19 protein-coding genes and 1 pseudogene are annotated in these 22233 nt (G+C 31.2%); 2 read left to right on the top strand and 18 right to left on the bottom strand.

The features are described from left to right. Positions 1-51 precede the first annotated feature (51 nt). From COI44_RS11070 to COI44_RS11055, 4 genes are all read right to left on the bottom strand, one after another. Positions 52-1380: a glycosyl hydrolase family 18 protein gene (locus COI44_RS11070; RefSeq protein ID WP_098427997.1), complete on the bottom strand. Its 1329-nt coding sequence runs from the start codon at positions 1378-1380 to the stop codon at positions 52-54. A gap of 400 nt (positions 1381-1780) precedes the next feature. Further along, the gene (locus COI44_RS11065; protein WP_098427996.1) at positions 1781-2596 is read right to left on the bottom strand and encodes an RnfABCDGE type electron transport complex subunit D; all 816 of its coding nucleotides are present in this window, start codon (positions 2594-2596) and stop codon (positions 1781-1783) included. After that, positions 2586-3491, bottom strand: a complete 906-nt coding sequence (locus COI44_RS11060; RefSeq protein ID WP_286163881.1) for an FAD:protein FMN transferase — start codon at positions 3489-3491, stop codon at positions 2586-2588. Before COI44_RS11060 ends, COI44_RS11065 begins: the two co-directional genes overlap by 11 nt. Beyond that, positions 3491-3922: an FMN-binding protein gene (locus tag COI44_RS11055; RefSeq protein WP_098427995.1), complete on the bottom strand. Its 432-nt coding sequence runs from the start codon at positions 3920-3922 to the stop codon at positions 3491-3493. The genes COI44_RS11060 and COI44_RS11055 overlap by 1 nt, the downstream gene beginning before the upstream one ends. Before the next feature lie 448 nt (positions 3923-4370). On the opposite strand from COI44_RS11055, the gene COI44_RS11050 reads away from it, so the two are divergent. Beyond that, positions 4371-5081, top strand: a complete 711-nt coding sequence (locus COI44_RS11050) for a DUF421 domain-containing protein (protein WP_098427994.1) — start codon at positions 4371-4373, stop codon at positions 5079-5081. A gap of 191 nt (positions 5082-5272) precedes the next feature. Here COI44_RS11050 and COI44_RS11045 read toward each other — a convergent pair whose 3' ends face one another. Next, positions 5273-5737, bottom strand: coding sequence for a DUF2231 domain-containing protein (locus tag COI44_RS11045; protein ID WP_098427993.1), 465 nt, complete (start codon positions 5735-5737; stop codon positions 5273-5275). 144 nt (positions 5738-5881) lie between these two features. Between COI44_RS11045 and COI44_RS11040 the strand changes: the two genes are divergently transcribed. Then, positions 5882-6118: an alpha/beta hydrolase gene (locus COI44_RS11040; RefSeq protein ID WP_098427992.1), complete on the top strand. Its 237-nt coding sequence runs from the start codon at positions 5882-5884 to the stop codon at positions 6116-6118. A gap of 204 nt (positions 6119-6322) precedes the next feature. Here the strand turns inward: COI44_RS11040 and COI44_RS11035 are convergent, their stop codons facing one another. The 13 genes and pseudogenes from COI44_RS11035 to COI44_RS10975 all read right to left on the bottom strand — a co-directional run bounded on the left by COI44_RS11035 (position 6323) and on the right by COI44_RS10975 (position 22233). After that, a complete protein-coding gene (locus tag COI44_RS11035; protein ID WP_286163880.1) occupies positions 6323-9883 on the bottom strand; it encodes a S8 family serine peptidase in 3561 nt (1186 codons plus the stop codon). 753 nt (positions 9884-10636) lie between these two features. Further along, positions 10637-11014 (bottom strand): annotated as a pseudogene (locus tag COI44_RS11030) (L,D-transpeptidase); the annotation flags it as partial. Between the two features lie 10 nt (positions 11015-11024). Next, positions 11025-11969 carry an Ig-like domain-containing protein gene (locus COI44_RS11025; protein ID WP_098427989.1) on the bottom strand — a complete coding sequence of 315 codons (945 nt, stop codon included), beginning with the start codon at positions 11967-11969 and terminating at the stop codon, positions 11025-11027. Between the two features lie 734 nt (positions 11970-12703). After that, positions 12704-14080, bottom strand: coding sequence for a class II fumarate hydratase (fumC, locus tag COI44_RS11020; protein ID WP_098427988.1), 1377 nt, complete (start codon positions 14078-14080; stop codon positions 12704-12706). A gap of 340 nt (positions 14081-14420) precedes the next feature. After that, complete coding sequence (locus COI44_RS11015; protein WP_098427987.1) at positions 14421-14819, bottom strand: DoxX family protein; 399 nt, start codon at positions 14817-14819, stop codon at positions 14421-14423. Between the two features lie 408 nt (positions 14820-15227). Next, positions 15228-15458 carry a hypothetical protein gene (locus tag COI44_RS11010; RefSeq protein ID WP_098427986.1) on the bottom strand — a complete coding sequence of 77 codons (231 nt, stop codon included), beginning with the start codon at positions 15456-15458 and terminating at the stop codon, positions 15228-15230. 116 nt (positions 15459-15574) lie between these two features. Further along, positions 15575-16642: a pseudaminic acid synthase gene (gene pseI / locus COI44_RS11005; RefSeq protein WP_098427985.1), complete on the bottom strand. Its 1068-nt coding sequence runs from the start codon at positions 16640-16642 to the stop codon at positions 15575-15577. Further along, positions 16635-17192: a UDP-4-amino-4,6-dideoxy-N-acetyl-beta-L-altrosamine N-acetyltransferase gene (gene pseH / locus COI44_RS11000; RefSeq protein ID WP_098427984.1), complete on the bottom strand. Its 558-nt coding sequence runs from the start codon at positions 17190-17192 to the stop codon at positions 16635-16637. The genes pseI and pseH overlap by 8 nt, the downstream gene beginning before the upstream one ends. Continuing rightward, on the bottom strand, positions 17179-18291 hold the full coding sequence (gene pseG / locus COI44_RS10995; protein ID WP_098427983.1) for a UDP-2,4-diacetamido-2,4,6-trideoxy-beta-L-altropyranose hydrolase: 1113 nt from the start codon (positions 18289-18291) through the stop codon (positions 17179-17181). Before pseG ends, pseH begins: the two co-directional genes overlap by 14 nt. A gap of 4 nt (positions 18292-18295) precedes the next feature. Next, on the bottom strand, positions 18296-19027 hold the full coding sequence (locus COI44_RS10990; protein ID WP_098427982.1) for a cytidylyltransferase domain-containing protein: 732 nt from the start codon (positions 19025-19027) through the stop codon (positions 18296-18298). 26 nt (positions 19028-19053) lie between these two features. Continuing rightward, positions 19054-20256, bottom strand: coding sequence for a UDP-4-amino-4,6-dideoxy-N-acetyl-beta-L-altrosamine transaminase (gene pseC, locus COI44_RS10985; RefSeq protein ID WP_098427981.1), 1203 nt, complete (start codon positions 20254-20256; stop codon positions 19054-19056). After that, the gene (locus COI44_RS10980; protein ID WP_098427980.1) at positions 20249-21217 is read right to left on the bottom strand and encodes an NAD-dependent epimerase/dehydratase family protein; all 969 of its coding nucleotides are present in this window, start codon (positions 21215-21217) and stop codon (positions 20249-20251) included. Before COI44_RS10980 ends, pseC begins: the two co-directional genes overlap by 8 nt. A gap of 11 nt (positions 21218-21228) precedes the next feature. After that, entirely contained in the window at positions 21229-22233 is a 1005-nt protein-coding gene (locus COI44_RS10975) for an SDR family NAD(P)-dependent oxidoreductase (protein ID WP_098427979.1), read from the bottom strand.

The raw sequence follows: 22233 nt of genomic DNA, 5'->3' as shown, positions 1-22233 counted from the left end.
TTGAAAGAAAAACTCTTCTCTAAAATATTTATAATCGATTTAATAAAAATTTTATTGAATCCAAAATTCATTTAATAATATTTCTTCTGTTTGTGGCATTGTGATCCCTATATGCCAGCACCCCAATCCAGCTAAATTAAATTCTTTTGCTAAATGAAATTTTGCAAGTAAACTTCGAGGGTCTTCAAACCATACCTCATGCTGTGTTCCTTTTTTATCTATATAACGAAACGCTGGTGCTGAGGCCTCTCGATCATAGTAGACTTGGCTTTCATTTTTCTTATACATATTTATCGCGTTTTGAGTAGAAATAGCGCTCCCTGTTCGGATATCACCCGTTATTGGCCAATCATATGCATATTGAGGAATTCCAAGTAATAATTTTGACCTTGGAACAACATTTACAGTATATTTTAAAGAATTTCTCACATTTTGTATGGGGGCTATAGGACCGGATGTACTGCCTGACCAATGCCAGTTATACGCCATTATAAACATCTTATCTACATATTTTCCAATTGTTTTATAATCGTAAGCACTATAGTAACTTGGATTATTATCCGCATCTTTTGGGGGCATAGCTATTAGTAGTTCCATTTTAGAACGATGCAGCTTAACAGATAATTCTTTTATAAATTGATTAAGATCTATTCGGTCACCTGGTTTAACCATTTCTAAATCTAGATTTATTCCTTTAAGATCATTTTGATCTAGCATTTTATAGATATTTGAAATTAGTTTTTTACGTAAAATCTTATTACTTATAAGATTATGTAATAAATTTGGATCAAAACCTTTATCGCTAATATTAGTCAGGGTCGCATAAGGTGTTATACCTTTTTTCCAAGCTTGTTTAATCGCACCATTTTCATTTACTTTTATCAAATTTCCTTGTTTAGTTGAATGATATTCAAAAATAAAAATACTTGTTAACGTTTTTTTATAATGGTCCAGCATCCAATTATTCGTTTTTTTATTTTTAGGTATAAAATAAGTCCCTGCCCATATTTTCTTTTTTGAAATTGATGGAATAAATAATTTTTGCCCAGGAATTATATTGTCATTTGTTAGCTTATTTTTGGATTTTAATAGCTTAACACTAATCGAATGTCTATAAGCAATATCCCATAACGATTCATTTCCTCTCACATAATACCTCGAGCCTGGGATGATCATCGCTTGGCCGATCACTAACTTATCATTTTTTTCAAGTCCATTTAAATGAGCAACTGTTTTTACATTTAGTTTGTACTGTGCAGAAATTTTATTTAAACTATCACCAAGTTTAACTTCATATATAACTACTGCAAAAGATGTAATGGATGGAAGTAAGAATAAAAATAAAAAAGTAAAAAATATAATTAAAAATCTTTTATGCATGTAGACCACCTTATGTCTTTAGAGTATAGGATCAATATAAATTTCCATTTTTATCATTTGCTTAATTTGAAATTTTAATTAATGCATTGGATATATTTTAAAAGAATCTCTTATCTTGTGTATTTAGTCCCTATTCGAAAGCATTAAAAGGTAATGTTGAAGTTAAAGTTTCTGTTGTTGAATAGTAAACTAGTTAGAAAGGAGTGTCCTGCATAAGATAAATACAAAAAAATACAAGCCTAGCTCATGTTAAGCTAGCTTGTACTAAAAAAATTATCGTTTTACATTAATTTTTTCTAAATCTGTCGTTACTTTAAATCCATCTTTCGTTTAAGAAATCCCCTGAAATTTTTCTTAATTTGTAATGGGAGAAACTAATACTTTTCATTTTTTACTAGATTCATACATTATGAAAGGAACGATTCCTTTGTTTGACTTTTTGAATTGAAGGTTTTGATTTCAATAGATTAAATAAATTGCCGACAATCAAGCCTGTAAATAAATAGGTTAATCCTCCAAATAAACTATAAATAGTTACTCCTACTAATGCACAAATAAAACCGAAAATAACTTGTTGTTTGTCTTTGGCTGGTGATGTAGGAGGATCAGTGAGCATAAAAAATGCAAAGAAAAGAGAAGCATTTATAAATGGACTACGAAAAGCATCCGCTGCATCTCCAATATGAAAAAGTTCAGTCAGTAATAAAAGAATGAAATAGGTTCCTAAAAATGAAAATACCATTGGAAATTTATTTACACGACTTACAACGATATACCCAGCGATTAATAAAAATATATTTGTCCAACCTTTAAGATCTCCAAATGCTCCCCACCAACTTTGTTCAGTATGAAAAAGGACGATAGACATTAATAGACCAAAAACTGCTGGATTAAATATTTGTTTCCTTTTAAAAACAATTAAATATTTTGATAAAATTGAAATGATTGTAGTGAAAACAATCACATACCATGCAGTTGTTGTACTTAAAATCATCGCGACAATAATCCCAGTAATAACCGCTCCGTATGGCTTAATATTTTTCCTTTTTAAAATAGTCCAACATAAAATATCTGTGATTGTTGCCACAAAAACGGCAATCATACAGTTAATTGCTCCTCTACTAGTTTGATCATCAATTGTAGCAATTAAGAGTAAAACCAGTAAGGACTGAATCACATATCCTTTTGGTGACTTCATCCATTGTTTAATAGTCAATATTATCCACTCCTTTATGATAAATTTGTAAATCTGATGAAATTAAAATGCCCTCTAATTCAACTTCTTCTAATAGAGCTAGTCCCTTTTTCCTAGCCATTAAAAAACATGTTGTTGAAAATGCATCTGCCATCATTGCATATGGTGCGATGATGCTACAACTAATCAACTCAGTTGGTGATTTTTTATTTTTTGGATTAATAATATGATGAATTTCTGAGTTTAAATTACTTTTACGTTCATAACTTCCAGAAGTACAAACCGCCATGTTAGATATTTCTATTGTGTGAATGATTTTTTCCTTATTTTGTGGGTGCTGAATTCCTATTTTCCATTTATTCCCTAACTCATCTAATCCACCTGCATAAAGATCCCCACCAGCATTAACAATGAATCCATCAAATTGTCTCAATTCATTTACAGCTAGATCAATGGCAAACCCTTTGGCAACAGCACCTAAATCAATCACTAATGGCTTTTTTATTAGTAATGTTTTATCTTCTTCATTTAAGGAAATATCAGAGAAAGTAACGATATCAGATGTATTATTTTGTATAAGCTCTTCTGTTAAATAGTGTTGATTGAAACCAGCATTTTCTAGTATTTGACCAACCGTTGGATCAAATATTCCATTTGTCCATTTAGCCACCTCTAATGCGAATTTTAATGGTTCAAATAATAATGGACTCACCGCTACTGGTGTATTAATTTTTTTACAAACCTTCATTAATTCACTTTCCAAACTAAATCGGCTACATGTCTTTTCAACCTCTTGAAAAAAATCAAATGCACGATTAATTGAAGCTTCCGTTTCATCAAACGATTTTGATGTGACTACTTTAATATCAACTACCGTATCCATGAATAATTTCGTTTTTCTTATGATTTTCTTCATCATATGTTCCTTGCCTTTAATAAAGCATCTTGAATAGCATCTTTAAAGGCCTGTGTACTATATGTCGCTCCTGACACATTCCGAACTTGTGAACTTTGAACATTGACTACTTCATTTGGTAAATTTACTATGTCATCCTCAGAATAATGCATACCATAATTACTTATCTCTACATCTATAATTTTATCTTCATTTATCTTTAAGGCGATTTGAATCGATCCACGACGATTTGAAGCCATCCCATAAAAAGTTCCATTTTTATAAAAACTTTTTTTTACAATATTATTTTTATTTAACGGAAGATTGACCTGTTCAGTTTTTGGCGATGCTACATTCGAATCTTGAATATCAGTTGTAAAATAGCCAGTAGCATAAATCGCTCCAATTGCAGTTGAACAGATTGTGACCCATTTTTTACTCATTTTGCCCATATAAATACCTCCAGTTCTTCTTTTCAGCTTGTATTATAATGAGTAAATCTTAAAATTCTTTTAATTGATTAGCATTTTTAATCTAAAAATTGAACTCATTTCTTTTCAGGTGGTTCAATTTTTAGAAGCTATATTAACATTTTAGGATAAATTTAGATTACTCTTTCCTTTGTATTCAAAGTTTCATTTTTATAAATAGTAAGCATTTAAATTTTATTTTCTATTAAAAAATACACCTTAAAAGTGAAATCTTAATGAAAATTATGTACATTTTTTATTAAATTGCAGAAATTGGTATACAAGTTCTTTTAAGTTGCACAATCAAATTTCTATAAATTCAATTTGTCTCTCAATTTAAACTTCTTTAATATGAAGATTACATAAATACTTTATTGATAATAATAATTAAAAATTAAATTAAGGTTAATGGTAAAAGGAGTAGCTGCCCATGCCTGAACATTTTGAAATTATTACAAGAACAATGCTAGCATTTTTGATATTGTTCATCGGTGCTAAACTATTAGGAAAACAAATCATTGCTGAGATGAATACCTTTGATTTTATTGGAGCTATTTCAATAGGGAGCATTATTGCAAATTTAGCTTTCAATTTAAATATAAAAATCCACCATGCAGTATTAGCTTTTTTAATTTTGGTTTTAGTCATTTTACTCGTTAGTTTTATTTCCTTGAAAAGTAGAATAGGTAGAAATTTACTTGCAGGGAATCCAACTGTCATAATTGAAGATGGTAAAATATTAGAGGCCAATATGAGAAAAATGCGCTATTCTCTGGACTATTTAAATCAACAATTAAGGGAAAAAGGAATTTTTAACATAGAAGAAGTTCTTTATGTAGTAGTTGAAACAAATGGTAAAGTATCTTTTTTACAAAAACCTCAATACCGAAACGTAACCAAACAAGATTTAAATATACCGACAATACAAGAAAGCAAATTACCTATCGAGTTGATTATGGATGGAGAAATTATCTCAAAAAATTTAAGAGAAAATAATCTGTCAGAATTAAAGGTACATGAAGAGCTAAAAAAACGTAATCTTCAAACGAAAGAAGTAGTATATGCTGTGATGGCAGCAAATGGAAATATCTATATCGATACTTATAAAGATCAGATTGCTTCTCCAATTGATCAAGAATGAGCTATGAATTTTTTTGATACGATTATTGAATTGAGTTCAAATAAAAATGAGCCAATTAAGGCTCATAGAAAATAAATTCAATTAGCAGTAACTGTTGCAGTAGTCTCCTAACAATATTAATTGGTTAAATATTTGTATGTGTTTGTGCTTCTTAATCAATTTCATACTACGATATAGATCAAGAGATAAAATTATTTAGGTGGATTTACTAATTTATTATGAACTTTAACATTAATACCATCAGTATAAACCATTTTCCCACCATAATATCCTACTGATAATACTAGAATAAGTGAAGCAAGTGAAAAGATTAAATATAAAAACTTAAGCTTACTAAATAGTTCTTTTTTCTTGAAATAAGTAGAATAAATTCGAAAAGCTGCAACAATTGTCACTAGCCAACTTGTAAGTATTGCTAATTGATCGTGTATATGCAAGAAAGTAGTATTCCCTCTAGCCATCTCTTCTGGTCCTGTGGATACAGATAGCCAAGCACTAAGTGCTGCAAAAATCCAAAGCCACATACCACGCTCTGCTTGAAAGTTTACTTTCTTGAAAAATACACTCCAAAAATCTTTTAAAATTGCTAAAGTGATAAATGCGATTGGGAAATGAACTAGAATAGGATGAAGATGAGAAGTTACTTCGTTAATCATGTGAAAACCTCCTATTTAAAATAGTCGTGTATTCCCTTTACGATTACTTTTAATGAGTTTGATTAAAGTGTATACAAAAATTATGAAAATGAAATGAAAAATAAATTAAATTTCCGAAAAATCATTCCGGTAATTATTGCATAGTTGGAACTATTAAATGATTACCCGCCAACTATATTTTTACATGGTACGAAAGACACAGATGTTCCGTACGAACAATCTGTCTTTTTGAGAGGTGCTCTTTTACAAAAAAGAGTGAAAACAAAGTTCATTACTATTCCAAACGGAGAACATGTATTTGAAAAGGATTTCCGTTTGCCAATTGTTCAAGATACATTAAAACAGATGATTGAATTTTTCCATCTGCAATTACTAGAATAAGCTCAAAAAGAGAAAGCAGTAGAAGCAGAAGTTAGTTTAATGGGTTCACTTAAGGTGGTAAAACATAAAATAAAAGGGATGTCTCTTTGTCATAAAAATCGACTATGAGATATCCCTTTTCTTTACTTATGCGATTGAAATACCATAAGACATAGCAATTTTCTCGACCAAGCCAACTTCTTTAGTAAGTTGGTTATTAAAAAGTTAACGATTTACAGTAACTTTTTTTGATTCTGTTGTTACCTTAAATCCATCCTTCGTTGTAACCCCTGCAGAAATATAATACGTACCATCTGGAACATTTGGATCAGGAGTCCATTTCATACGTAATGTATGTTCATTTAATATATCTTTCGTCTCAATTATGTTACCTTTAGAATCTTTAACATAAATCTTCCAATCTACACGATTATTTGCATATCCAGTTATTTGAGCTGGATTATTAGCATTTACATTTGTTCCAGAAACATAAAACCAACTAAGAACCATACTGTAATCAATATATGATTCGTCACCCCAAACAGCATAGCTTTGATTGTACGCATAATCATACCCCATTACTACTATACCCTTTGGTTCAGTTGATACAGTGATCGTCGTTTCTCCTTCATTTGTTTCATAATAATCACCATTTACATATACTATGGCACCTTTGTATCCACTACTATTTGCACTGTCTGTAGCATTAAATGAAATTTCATATTTACCATTTTTTGGATTCACTTGAATATTTGAAATTTTTACCGCCGTTGAATCGACTTTAACAGGAAGTTTTACATATTGTGGCTTTGCATTTTTATAATCGAAAGTTGATTTAATTACATAATTGTAATTACCATCCGGAACAAAATCACCATTCTCGTTTGTCTCATTCCATGTATAATTAGGTGCAGAATATTCATCAAACTTATAATACAAATCTCCACTTGCCATGCTATTTTTGGTGAATTTAAACGGCGACCCATCTGCTGTAAATTCACTAAAGTTTCCTAACCATTTAACTCTTTTCCCCTTTTGATCTTCAATATACATTTCAGTTTCTTTTAAATTTCGTAATGCTTGAAAGGAAGGGAAAACACCTGGTGCGAAAGTGTTCGGTGAAATTGTCATATGATCAAAATTGAAGGTACCTGTCCTTCCATCAAAACCTAATGGTGCATCAGACACATCGTCCCAAAGTACAGTATATCCTATAAATACACCATCACTCCAAGGAGCAGGATCTATATTTTTTGGTTGCGTCCAATCACCTAAAAAGCCCATATATGGCACAGTTAAAGGAACTGCTTTCTCTTGGTCATTTCCTACAGGAGTAAGGCGGACAAATCCTTCCACAAATGAATTTTTTCTTAAATTTCTAGGTAAGCGAATTTCAACATTCAGGTTTTTCTCTTGTCCTGCTTTGATGATTAACTTCGCTCCATCTGTACTAGATAATTTTTCCCCATTTACATAGACAGAAGCACCTTCAATACGTTTGCTTAATAAAGTTAAATAATCTTTTGAATCTAATGTTCCATCACCATCTAAGTCAAACTGTTTCGTAACTGTACCATCTGTTAATAGGTCTACATTAACAGTGTACTCATATTCTTCTTTTGATTTCTTTGTTTCAAGCGATTCTACATTTAAATTAAAAATAGCTCGATCATTTTTTATTTCTTTTAATGCAACTGCACCAGCCTGCTCAAGCGGCGTATTTTTATTTGTTACAATTACTGGCGTATTAATTGCATTTTTTATTTGCATTAAACCAGATCCTTGTACACGTGGAGAATATGGTATTTCACTATTTGTACTTGGATCCATCACAACTTTCGCTGTATTCATTAATGCAATTTTTGCTTTTAAAACCGTATCTTCTGAATGAGTTAGTCCTTTTTGATAAAGGGCCTGTAAAAGCAATGCTGAACCGCCTGCAACATGTGGTGTTGCCATTGATGTACCACTATAAACATCATATTTGTTACCAGGTATTGTCGAATAAATATTTCCACCCGGTGCAGAAATTTCAGGTTTAAAATCTAAAGTATAAGGTGCACCATAAGACGAGAACGATGACATTTTATTTTTATTTTCATTATCGACATATGTTCCACCAGAAAGCTGCATACTTATTTTTTGCCCGCTAGCTAGTTTAGATATTAAATCATTACCTATAGTTTTTGATGTTGTAACTGAAGTCAAAAAGTATGGTGAAAAATCAATATCAGCAAAATCGGGTAAGTTTGTAGGTGGTACCTGGATTAATGCAACTGCCCCTCTGTTCTGTGCTTGTTGTTGAAATTCAACATTCCCATTATATCCGTATGGAGGAATCGGTTTCGTAACAACAATTTTTCCCTTTACATCTTTTCCTGCGTAATCAGCAGATCTTCCCTCACCTACGTATACAAAATCATAATTTTTCCCTTTTTCTAAAACGTCAGTAAGACTATTTCCAGCTTGATTTTTATATGGAAAAATCTCTCCAGTTGTTGATTTTAAGGAATCCATATGAACTTTTGAATTTTCATAAGAAGCCACTGACAAAGCAAAAGGACTAACACCTGGTGATCCTACCGTACCGATATCTGGGTTCTCTGCATATGGGAGTAACGAACTTTGCAAAAAATTATTTTTCGTACTATAAGCGGCATTTCCACCTGCGACAACAACCAATGTGCCCTGTTCAGTTGCTTGACGAATCGCTTTTTGTACCGGATCATCTTCTTCGCCAACCCAGCCCGAATCACTACCTAAACTCATATTAATAACATCAGCACCCATCGTTACTGCGTGCTGGATGCCTGCGATTAGGTCATCCTCATATGCTCCGCCACCATAGTCAGAGAATACTTTTTCTGCTAACAATTGCACACCAGGTGCAATTCCTTTTACGCCATCACTCGTTTCATCACCATTGGCACCGATTGTTCCTGATACATGTGTACCATGTGGACTTCCATATTCCCCAGGAATTACATCTGTATCATCGTCCGCCCAGTCATATCCTGTTGGAACTTTGTCGCTATACCAAATTTCGTTTACATTAGTTTCTGCAAATTTTCCTTGAATGTTTTCTTTTGTCCACTTTTCTTGTTGTTTCCCTTTGTCAGTTATCGTCAAATCCTTATGTGTCCAGTCAATACCAGAATCGATTACGCCAACGACTAATCCTTCCCCTTGGTATCCGTAAGATTCCCAAACTTTTTGAGCTTGTACTAATTCTTTACTAGCGCCCATAGAAGGTTGGAATACTCGAGCAATATGTATATTCTTAACGCCTTGTATCGATTTGATTTCTTTCATATTTTTATATTCAGTTTCAGTACTAAACCCGTTAAAACCTGTAAAGAAACGATGTTTAACATGTATATTTTTTTTGGTTTTATTAAGACTATTAATGACTTTATCTTGCTTTATCTTAAACTCTTTCTCTTTTGTTTCTTCAGACACGGTTGACGTAACAACTGGACTATCAACCTCAACTATTAGTCTTACTTTCTCGTCTGGTTTAAACTTCCTAATTTGATCCTTGCCTGAATTGTATAAGTCTTTATAACCATCACGATCGCTTTTACCTGATTTATTTTCACTTTGTTGAGATAATAATCCTTTTTTTATGTAATCGCTTATATTACGATTTGTTTTTTCTCCATTTGACAAAGCAATAGGATTATTCGCTCCTTCTGCAAATACAGTTGTTGAGAAAAGTAATACTGAAAGACCAACAGTAGAAATTACTTTGTAAGGAAATAGTTTTCTTTTTTTCAAACTTTCCACCCTTTCAAACTATTAATTAATTAGCGGGTAGTCTTTACAAAAAAATGAGAGGATTAAATTGAAGGAATTCTTCTAAAAAGTTCAGAGCAAGATAGACAGACCCAATGAAAATAGTGTTCCTAAATCATAAAGACATAAGATTTTTTTTAAATAAACCAATTTTAAGTAACACATCATTTCTACTTCATTATCTTTTGTTTAAATCTTCCCCCTTTCGAATACCATTTCCCTAAAGCAACTTATTAAGGGGTTTCTAAATCCGGTAAAAGTTTTAACTATTCGACTTTTACCGAATTTAGAACAGGAACTTTATTCTTATTCTAGTTGTACTTGCACATACTGTAAATTGGGGGATTTTTTTGTTGTTTAATCACAATAATAGATATTTTTTCGATTAGAATTATCGGAATTTGGAGAATTAAATAGAAGTAAGTAAAATAATCTGTGAAATTTTAATATGAATAAGGAAATTCGATTACTAGAGATTGGGGGAAATAGTCATTTAGCACTATACAAACTTGAAATAAAACCACTAAAAATGGAACTACTTGAGACCTCTCCTTTCTTTACTTTGTCATTCAATAACTTTATATAATTATAGGATTTCCACTAATGTATTTTTGATCTTACTTCCTTGTACTTTGCTTCGTACATTGGAACACTTCCATCATAATATACTGATAAAAACAATTTATAAAACTTTTAAAATTGAAAGAAGCAATCACGTAAAAACGAGAATGCCCCTTTCTTTATTTATGAAATTGAAATACCATAAGATTGTGCAACTATCCCATTAGAATTTGTAGATTTAGTAATTATGACAGTTGTTCCTACAGTAACTTGTTCAAAAAGCCATTGGATTTCACTATTATGCATTCGAACACAGCCTGAACTTACTGATTGTCCAATAGAATTTTCTTTATTATTTCCATGAATACCATATGCTGCACCAACACTTAATCCCATCCAACGTTTTCCAAGTGGATTACTAGGATCGCCTCCTGGAATATTTCCTTTGTACCATGGGCGGTTCTTAATTTTGTTTAAGATTACAAATTTCCCAGTAGGAGTTGGTGTTGACGACTTTCCTGTGGCAACATTAAACGTTTTGATAATTTTGCCCTTACTATAATAAGTTAGCTTATTTAATAATCAATTGCCTTGTTGAATTATTTTTAACCGTATTTAACACTGGTGAAGTATGATGTGATACGTGCATTGTAAATGGTTTACTTTGATTATTACTCTGATCAAGAACGATTACTTTGACTATTGAGTTCGCTTTTTGTTTGTCGATTTTAACTTTGAACTTTCCTGTTGAGCTAACACTACTTTCACCAAGAAGATTGTCATTCATATATACTTTTACAGATGCTAAAGGCTCAGATATTCCAGTAACATATAGTGATTGATCAGATATAGCAGAAAGTGAAGTAATGGATGGTGCAATTGAATCTTTTACACTAACTGTAATCGGTTTACTTTGTAATCCTTCGCTAACTCCAATGATGCTTATTTTAGTAAATTCTTTCAATGGTTTAATCGCTTCAATAAATTCACCTTTATCATTCGTTTTCACGGTATTAATTAATTTGGAATCTTTATACACTTCTACCTGACTATTTGAAAGAAACAACCCTTTAATAGCTGTTGATTGATTTGTTACTTGTTCAATCGTTGGGGTTGGTAAATCTAAAATTGTGAAATTGATTTTATTATCAGAGATTACTAGATTTTGATGATTAAATTTAATTGCATCAAGCCTGTATTCTCCTTTTGCAAATAAACTTGTAATCTTCATTTTTCCAGAAAAAGAGTTCATAGATGTTTTTATTAAAGAAATTTCTTTTCGATTCGTACCATTTGAAAATGTTAATGAAACTCCTTCACCGCTTTTTTTCGTTTTTATACTGATCTCAATTGTCTGACCAAAAGTAGCCTTTGTCGTGTTTAAGTTCAAATGATCTATATAATTAGAGAACTTATTATTGTTAAATTTAAACTTAAATGTAGTTGCATTGGCTTTCGGTATGAGGATAAGGATTAATAACATTCCCAGAAGTATCCAAATAATCTTATTAGACATAGGCTCTCTCCTTATTTATATTAAATTACTTAACTAATAGCTGCACTTGAAGATCTCAAAACCAACTTTTGTTAAGTATTCGTAACGTTACATTTAGCATTTTTCTTGTATCACACTCCAGAAAAACTTATATATGTATCTTAGTTTTTAAATGTTTCATTTTTTGTCATAGGTTGTTTCAAAGTTGTAAACATTTCGTTTGTTCGCTTAAAAACAAGATAGATAAATTAACAATAAAAAAGCCAAGAAAAAATTCTTGGCTTTTTTGACATAATCTTTTTGGGGGGCATATGTAAAAAAGAAAACAGTATTAGTACTTTTCTCTTTTTACAAGTTACTTACGATAAATGGTATAGTGATTACTGTTATTAACATTAAAATCCAATTGTGTTTTTTAAGTTTATCTTCAAATTTTTGCATCTCTTCTGCTGAAATTGTTTTTATGGGCTTCAATTAATCCGCCTTCTTTCTGTTTAAATATTATTTAAGGATAAAGTGATTATAATCTATTGATGTGAACTTAATGTGAATTTATGATAATTTTTTTAATATAGATCCTCTAAAATCGAATTTTAAATTGAGTTAATCCGCTCTTTTTTCTAAACTCGGTGAAAAAATATTGAAAAGTTGATAGTTATTTAGTCGATGGTATGTGAGAATTCATAAAAAAATCCTGATGGCTTTAAACTGTCCATCAGGATTTTTTTTGATTCTATTTAGAATTCAAAATCTAACTAAATCATGTTTTCAGGTCTAACAATGCGATCGAATTCTTCCTCCGATAAATAACCCGTTTTTAATGCAGCTTCTTTAAGTGTCAAATTTTCGTTAAATGCTAACTTCGCGATTGCTGCTGCTTTTTCATAACCAATATGAGGATTTAATGCAGTTACGAGCATAAGTGATCGATTTAGATTTTGTTCAATCACTTCTATATTTGCTTCTATGCCTTTTGCACAATGATCGTCAAAAGAACTGATTGCGTCTGAAAGTAATCTAACTGACTGCAGAAAATTATAAATAATGACTGGTTTGAAGACATTCAATTCAAAGTTTCCTTGACTAGCAGCAAAGCCTATTGTCATATCATTTCCCATAATTTGTGTTACAACCATTGTCAGTGCTTCAGATTGGGTTGGATTTACTTTCCCTGGCATAATTGAACTTCCTGGTTCGTTTGATGGAATGGTTATTTCACCTATACCACTTCTAGGACCGCTTGCCATCCAACGGACATCATTCGCTATTTTCATTAAATCTGCAGCCAATGCTTTTAATGCACCATGAGTATAAACAATCTCATCATGACTTGTTAATGCTTGGAATTTATTTTCTGCAGAAATAAAATGTAGTCCAGTTAACGAACTAATTTCTTCAGCCATCATCGTTCCAAAACTCGGATCCGCATTGATTCCTGTACCAACAGCAGTCCCACCAATAGCTAATTCAGCAATAAACTTCTTACTAGCTACTAGCATTTCTTCATTTTTTTCAAGCATTCGATGCCAACCACTTATCTCTTGCCCAAGTGTTATTGGCGTTGCATCTTGTAAATGTGTTCGGCCAATTTTTATAATCTGTTTAAATTTATTCATCTTTTCGTTTAGTGTCATTTTTAAATTTTTTAATGCAGGGAGCAATTGCTCATTTACTGCAAGAGCACTTGAAATATGCATTGCTGTTGGAAATGTATCATTCGAACTTTGAGACATATTAACATCATCATTTGGATGAATTTTTTTATTGTTTCCTTTTTCTGCTAAGAACTCATTCCCACGGTGAGCGATTACTTCATTAACATTCATATTTGTTTGTGTACCACTTCCTGTTTGCCAAACAACAAGTGGAAAGTGATTGTCAAGCTTACCATTTAATATTTCATCTACAGCACCAATGATTGCATCTGCTTTTTCACTATCTAATTTTCCTAGTTTTTTATTTGTAATTGCTGCACTTTTTTTAATTAATGCCAAAGCATAAATTAATTGAATAGGCATTTTTTCAGTACCGATTTTAAAGTTCTCAAAACTTCGTTGCGTTTGAGCTCCCCAAAGTTTGTTTACGGGTACTTTTATCTCACCAATTGAATCTTTTTCAATTCGATAATCCAATTTTTTTCCTCCTAGATTTTAATTACTAAATCATATGTAACTACATCGAATCAAAGTAATTATTTTGACATTAGAATCAGTAAAGTTAAGTTTGTTTATGTATCATTCGAGCATTGTCAAAGATCTTTTTCTAAAAGAGTAGTTCATTTATATATTATATTGAAATATAGTCATCAATATTTAAAATAAAAGTAAGCTAATCGAACAAGACTCGATTAGCTCACTTTTATTTAACTTACATTTTCTATTATTTCATTTTTTTATGAACAGATTCATTTTTTAACAGCACTTTTATACTTATTACTATTTACTTTGTAAAATCAATTTCTAACGTGATCAATTAGAATAAAAATGCATCCAACGCATATTTACCAGGTCCAATTAAAGCTATACCAATAGCAACTGAAAGCAATGTTAAGTTGTATTCATATCCATTAGCTGTTGCCCATAATCCATTTGGCGCATGAACTTTAATAATTGCCATCACCATTGTTCCAGCAATCATAATTCCTGCAAGTGGTGTAAATAGCCCTAGTGTAAACAAAATTCCCCCGATCAGTTCTACTAACCCTGCGAAAAGTGCAATTGTTACACCTGGTTTCATGCCAATTGATTCAAACCATCCACCTGTTCCTTTCAATCCATGACCACCGAACCAGCCAAATAATTTTTGAGCTCCATGACCTACAAAAAGTAAACCGATTACTAAACGAATAATTAATAAACCAATATTTAACATCTTAAAATCCTCCTAATTGTTTTTTATCTTTAATTCGAGATAATTTTGTAAAAATTTTTGAATCAAATTATTTTTATACAGTATTACAAAAACTATTTCAGTGCATTTATTCATCATAAACTTCTTTACATTAGTGCTTTAAAAGTAAAAGAAGGGTTTTGCATTCATTCTCCATTATTTCAACCTCCAAATTATTTCAAATTAAAATATCTTGAACTTGAGATAATAATAGTATGAATTAATAAAGTTGTCAATAACGAATAATGTATTAAGATTTTAGAAATTATATCATTGTACTAAAAATTAAGTTTCAACTCATTTACCCTATAATCGTTTTTTGATAGTGATTTCTTAATTTATTCAATAAAAAAACCTTGCTTTTTAAAACAAGGTTTTTATGCACTAATATTATGCTCCTGGAACTACTACTTGTGAGATTCTTCTACAATCTGCTATTACTAATCCTCCACTTACACTTGAAAAATATGCTAGATTTGTTGAAGAATCTAAAGTAATAAAATAGTTTACACTTTCTGTTACTCCATCAACAACTATTTCACTAATAGAATAATGTGGTGGTAGAGTAGATAAAAGCTCACAAATACTTCTAGTTCTACAAATATCGTCGTTTGATCCCAAATTAAACCATCTCCCTCCTTTTTTAATTAATATATTATATTGAAATATTATTTTTTTGGTTAGATTAGTATCTCTCAAGTAAATAAAATAGTTTTTAATTTTTTTTAATAGATTAATTATTGATCCACTCCTTCTATAAGCATGTCCCAATGGAGAGCAGTTCCTTTTTCTACATTTCGATTAATTTTTTTTCCTAAAATTAAATCGAGATATTTCGGAGCAAGTCCATACCCTGGACGAATTATTTTTATATTATCTTTTGTTAATATTTGTCCGGCTTTTATATTTTCGGAAATATAAATTGATCTTCTAAATTGAATTGATTTTTTTTCTTCCTCTGTAGGACCAATAAATATTGTCCCTAATGATTTCCAAGCAGCTTCGGTTTCAATAACTAGATTTGCAAATTCATCTGGTTCCATCGAAAAAGTTGAATCTACTCCACCTTCGGAACGATTTAACGTAAAATGCTTCTCAATTACTGTGCTACCAAATGCAATACTGGCCACCGCTACACCGCTTCCTAACGTATGATCCGACAACCCTATTTGACATTGAAATAAGTCTTTTAAATACGGGATTGTTCGTAGATTTGAATTTTCTGGAGATGCAGGATAACTACTAGTGCATTTTAGTAAAATAAAATTTTTACAACCCGCTCCTTTAATCGTCTCGACCATTTCACTAATCTCTGAAATAGTAGCCATTCCAGAGGAAATGATCATAGGTTTTCCTTTAGAAGCGACCTTTTTTAAAAGAGGAAGATCATTATTTTCAAATGATGCTATTTTATAACAAGGCACATTAAGTTTTTCTAAAAATTCAAGGGAACTTTCATCAAAAGGTGTGCTAAATGGAATCATACCTAATTCTTTACATCGATTAAAAATTGGTTCATGCCACTCCCAAGGAGTATATGCTTCTTCATATAATTCGTATAATGATTTTCCGTTCCATTGCTGATTAGCTGGATTTACTAAGAATTCATTTTTACGAATATTTAAAGTCATCGTATCAGGCAAATATGTTTGAATTTTAAACGCATGTGCACCTGCTTTAGCGGCAGCTTCTACAATCTTTAACGCACGGTCAAGTGATTGATTATGATTGCCTGACATTTCTGCAATGATAAAAGGTGGATGATTTTCACCAATTTTTTTATTACCTATTACGATTTCATTCACTATTACGTGTGACCTCCTTCTTTAAATCTTCATAATAGTTTTTCCAACTTTCCTTAAATAGTCCAAATACTATTAGATCGGCGTACTGATTGTTTTTTAATATTTGTTTTTTAAGTCTACCTTCTTCAACAAAGCCAAATTTCTTATGGTAATTTAGACTTATTAAATTAAACTCAAGTACATAAGCATTTAGTTTTCTCATTTTCAACACATTAAACAGGTAATCCAGTGTTAAAATGCCCATAACTGTCCCTGAACCACGAGGTACTGTCTTTTCACCAATGTAAAAGCCCCATTCACACGTTCCATGTTTTTTATTTATATTTGTGAATTGAATAAATCCTATAGGCTTATTTTTATATAAACAAAGCTTTGCAATTTTTGTTGAATCATTTTTATATAATTCAAACCAACGTTTATGCTGTTCGATTGTAATTATTTCATCAGAATTCATTACAGACTTAACTCGATCACTATTTCTCCAAGTCAATACGGTATTTAAATTTTCATCTTCCAAATCTATTAGTTTAAACTCTTCAATCTGTATCATTTATTGAATCAACAACTCTTTCTATAAAACTATTTATCATATTTTCATCCATTAAATCTAAAGCCCTTTGAGACATTTTTGTTACTTTTAATGGGTTCTGTATTAAGAAATTCAATTCTTGTTCAATTTTTTCTGGGGTTACATTTGAACTCTCGCCTAAATGGCAGATTGCGCCTTTATTATTTACTAAATCTATAATCTCAATTTGATTATCTGCTGTTACAATTGTTAATGTAGGCAGACCTAAATAACACCTTTCCCATGTGGTAGTTCCACCTGCTCCAATTGATAGATTAGCAAGACCCATTAATTCTGCCATGTTATTGATTTGACAATGATAATAAAAATTCGGTTCTTCATTGCAAAAAGACTTAATCGTTTCCTTATTTTTATTACTATCTCCTACAACAATATCAATGTGAATTTCTGAATACATTGGATTTTTTAATACTTGTATTGTTTTAAACGTTTCGTTAGTAGGATCACTTCCTCCAAAAAACACAAGAATTCTTCTTATACTACCGTTTCTTTTTCTTAAATTTATTTTTTCAACCATAAATTCTTGACGAAGGATAACGTATGGTAAGCCTAAAAATTTCACACAGCTTTTTGGAACTAAACCATCATAGCGTTCATTATGGTTTGAAATGTTTTGATCAAGAATAAGTTGACAAAAATGACTTCGATTTGCTAAGTCATCAATAACGATTATTTTTTTTCCCGTTAGTCGATAAAATAGATTTTCCCATTTAGAATCTATCGAATAATGGTCAATGATTAAACATGAAGTAGAAGGATCCGACTTGATAATATTTACTGTTTGAAGTAAATCTATTTTCCAATCTACTCTCAACCAATCTTCATACGGGTTTTTGAATTCAGTGGACTGATGGTCAGTAATTGGGCAAGGCAGTACATATAATTTATAGCCTCTATCTACTATTAAATGATTTAAATTCCCAGGTAAATCTCGACAAATAAACATAATATCGATTCCAACTTTAGTAAATAGATTTGCCAGAGTTAAGCAACGCATTACGTGACCCGTCCCGATTTCATAAGAAGCATCCACTCGAATAAAAATCTTTTTACTTTTCATTAAATCACTCTATTTTCTTTTGTTTAATATGGTGATTAATCATTAATAATTCAGGCTTTTTATCAAATAAATCGTATAAATCCTGTAATGTAAAAAAAGGATTTTTTGGATAAAGTTCTTCAATTACATTACTAATTAAGATAAAATCCTCAGGTGTATCAACTGTAAGTCTTAGATGACTTTTATCCGTTTCTTGAAGTACTTGTCTAATGATAAAATTTCCTGATTTGTACACATAAGGGGTTACATGTTCCCTGAAGGGCTGAACAAGGTTTATTCGATTAATTGACTCGATTAAAGAATAAGACATGACTTCGATGTCCATTCCTATTGGGAAACTTCTCTGAACTGTATTTGAGGCATAATCAATTTGTTTCATATTGATCATAAATTCATTGATAACTTGATCAATTATTTTGGGGTCAATTAAGGGACAATCTGAGGTAATTCGAACAACAATATCTGCCTTAAAAATGGTAGCAGCTTCATAATATCTAGACAAAACATCGTCTTCAGATCCTCTATAATAAGACATAGACATTAATTCGCAAAAATCTACTATTTCTTGATCTAAATCTTTTGTAGTGGTTGCTATCACGATTTCATTAATAAGTTTTGACCTTTTTACTCGTTCTACTTGATAGGCTAATAATGGTTTATTCAAAACTTTTAGTAGAACTTTTCCAGGTAATCTTGTAGAACCCATTCGTGCTTGTATGATTGCTACTACTTTCATTTTCACTCTCCCTTATTAATTTATAATTAATTTCTTCTCGAGAAATAATTTATCACTTTTTTAACTGCATTTACGACATCCATAGAGTCTTGGTCACTCATTCCTGCATGTAATGGCAGTGTTATGAATTCTTCATAACATTTTTCGGCAACCGTACAAGTTCCAAACTTATAGCCTAAAGTCTGGTAATAAGGATGATGATATACAGGAATATAATGAACGTTTACTCCTATATTTTCTTTTTGTAATGCCTCATAGATTTCTTTCCGATTTCCAGTCAATTTTGAGCTTTGGAGTTTTATAATATATAGATGCCAACTAGAATCTCCTTGAACTTCTTGGAATGGCAAAGAAATTTCATTCATTGATTTAAATTCTTTGTTATAAAAATCGGCAATTTGTTTTCGTCTAGCAATATATGAATCTAACTTTTTCAATTGTGATATTCCAAGAGCAGCTTGAATATCTGTCAGTCTATAGTTAAAGCCTAATGATTGCATTTCATAATACCACGGACCATGGTTTTCAATTAACATTTCTTTAGCTCGAACAATTCCGTGGGATCTAAATTGCAATAACTTTTGATAAAAGTCTTCATTATTTGTCGTAATTATACCACCTTCTCCTGTTGTGATATGTTTCACCGGATGGAAACTAAACATAGTCATATCACCTATAGAACCAATATTCTTATTTTTATATTTAGCTCCTAATGCATGTGCGGCATCCTCTATTAAAATTAAATTGTTTTCTTTAGCAATTTTACTAATACATTCCAGATCAGCTGGCTGACCCGTAAAATGTACAGGGATAATCGCTTTCGTTTTTTTTGTAATTTTCTCCTTTATTAGCGATGAATTTAGATTATAAGTTTTTGGATCAATATCAACAAATACAGGTTTTCCACCTTGATACAAAATACAATTTGATGTTGCAGCAAATGTCATTGGAGTCGTTATCACCTCATCTCCCTTACCAATCCCTGCAGCAAAACATGCACCATGTAACGCAGCAGTCCCACTTGAAAAGGCAACAGCAAATTTAGCACCTGTATATTCCGCTATTTCTCTTTCAAACTGTTCAATAGTAGGTCCAGTGGTAATAAAATCACTACGTAATATGCTAATGACAGAATTAATGTCGTCATCATTTATTACTTGTCTCCCATAAGGCAAGTAATGATCTCGAATAGGTTGTCCTCCATGAATTGCTAACTTTTCTTTATCCATTCGGTGAATCACTCTCATTGTGTAAATTATTTTTAATCCAATTTTCAGTTTTTAAAATCCCTTCCTCAATCGACACTTTAGGACTCCAAAGCATCATTTTTTCTGCCTTTTGAAAATTACATAAAAGTTTTGGAATTTCGCTTTGAGGATGGATATGAGGGATATGATTAATAGGAACTTGATTTTTAGCAATCTTTTCAGCTAAGTCATTTATTGAGAGGTCTTTTCCGCTTCCTGCATTAATGATTTCGCCATTTAAAAGGTCATTATATCCAGCTTCTACTACAAAATCAGCACAATCTTCAACGTAAAGTAAATCTCTCGTTTGAGTTCCGTCACCATAAATATTAATTGGTAATCCTTTTAATTTGTTATGAATAAAGATCGAAACTACGCCCCCTTCACCACCTGTTCGTTGAAAGGGTCCATAAGTGTTAAAAGGTCTTAATACGACTGCTGGTAAGCCATATGAAAAATAATAAGATAGTACCATATTTTCAGCTGCAATTTTGGATCCAGCATAAGGTGAAGCTGTCTTTGTTGGCGATTTCTCACTGATTCCCTCATCGCTGTATGCTTTTTCATAAACCATACATGTGCTCATAAAGACCATTTTTACTTTGTATTTCCTGCATTCTTCCAACAAATAAAAAGTTGCAAGCGTATCATTTATAAATGTTGTTTCAGGATCATCAATGCTATCTTGTACATTAATACTAGCTGCTAAATGATAGCAAATATCAAATTTTATCGTTTTAAAAAGTTCTTGTATTGAAAATCGATCTTTTAAATCAATGATTCTTAAACCTTTGAGATTTTCATCACCTATAAATTCATTTACATTTTCAATGGATGAATTAGATAAATTGTCTACAATCCAAACTTTTTGACCATCTTTTAGTAATCGCCCAACTACCCACCTACCAATAAATCCGCATCCTCCGGTAACTAAAACATTCATTAACTTCCTCCTTAAATAAGATTTTCCTGTAAAATGATTTTTCTAACTTGTTCTTTATTTAGTTGGATTTGACCTTCAGAACTATAAGTTCCAGGTTTTGTGTTGCTTGCTCCTTCATAGACCTTTGTTGAAGAAAAAAAAGAAGGGATAATATATAAATCCGTTAATTCAAATGCAACTAAAGATTCCTCATAAGTCATTAATTCCTCATACTTTTTTTCTCCAGGCTTTAAACCGATCTCATTAATTTTTATATGCTTACCATCAATTCCAAATTTGTTAGCTGTTTCTTCAATTATGATCTCTGCTAAATCTTTTAAGTTTATGACCGGCATTTTTAATATAAACGTTTCCCCACCTTGAGCAATTTTGAGTGATTCAATTGTTAATTTAGTTGCTTGTTCTAATGTCATCATAAATCTTGTCATCGATAAATCAGTTACAGTTACGAAGTTTTTCTCCTTTACTTGGTTTATAAATAAAGGAATGACTGAACCTCTAGAACCAATTACATTTCCAAATCGGACACTTGAAAAAATTGTACTTTTCGATCCTTTTGAATATTCCGCTGAAGAGATAAGCTTTTCTGCCGTTAGTTTAGTAGCTCCATAATTATTTGTCGGTGATATAGCTTTATCTGTACTAGTAAAAACAACCTTTTTAACATTTTGATTTTTCGCCGCAGAAATCACATTGTATGTTCCAATTACATTAGTAAGAACAGCCTCAAAAGGATTGTATTCACAAAATTCAACATGCTTCATTGCAGCGGTGTGAAAAACATAGTCAATATCTTCCATTGCACTTAATACACGCTCATAATTTCGTATATCACCAATTAAAAACCTCAGTCTTGAATCGTTATTAAATTCAATTTTCAAATTAAATTGCTTATATTCATCTCTACTCAAAATTCGAATTACATCTGGTTCTTCACGTAAAAGATGTTTTACGATGTTTTTACCGATTGTGCCTGTCCCACCTATAACTAAAATTTTTTTATTCTTAAAAAACAT

It is taken from the genome of Bacillus sp. AFS088145, from assembly GCF_002564465.1.
GTDB lineage: Bacteria > Bacillota > Bacilli > Bacillales > Bacillaceae_G > Gottfriedia.
Note: the sequence above shows the minus strand (reverse complement) of the source record. Positions and strands in the feature narration are given on the sequence as shown.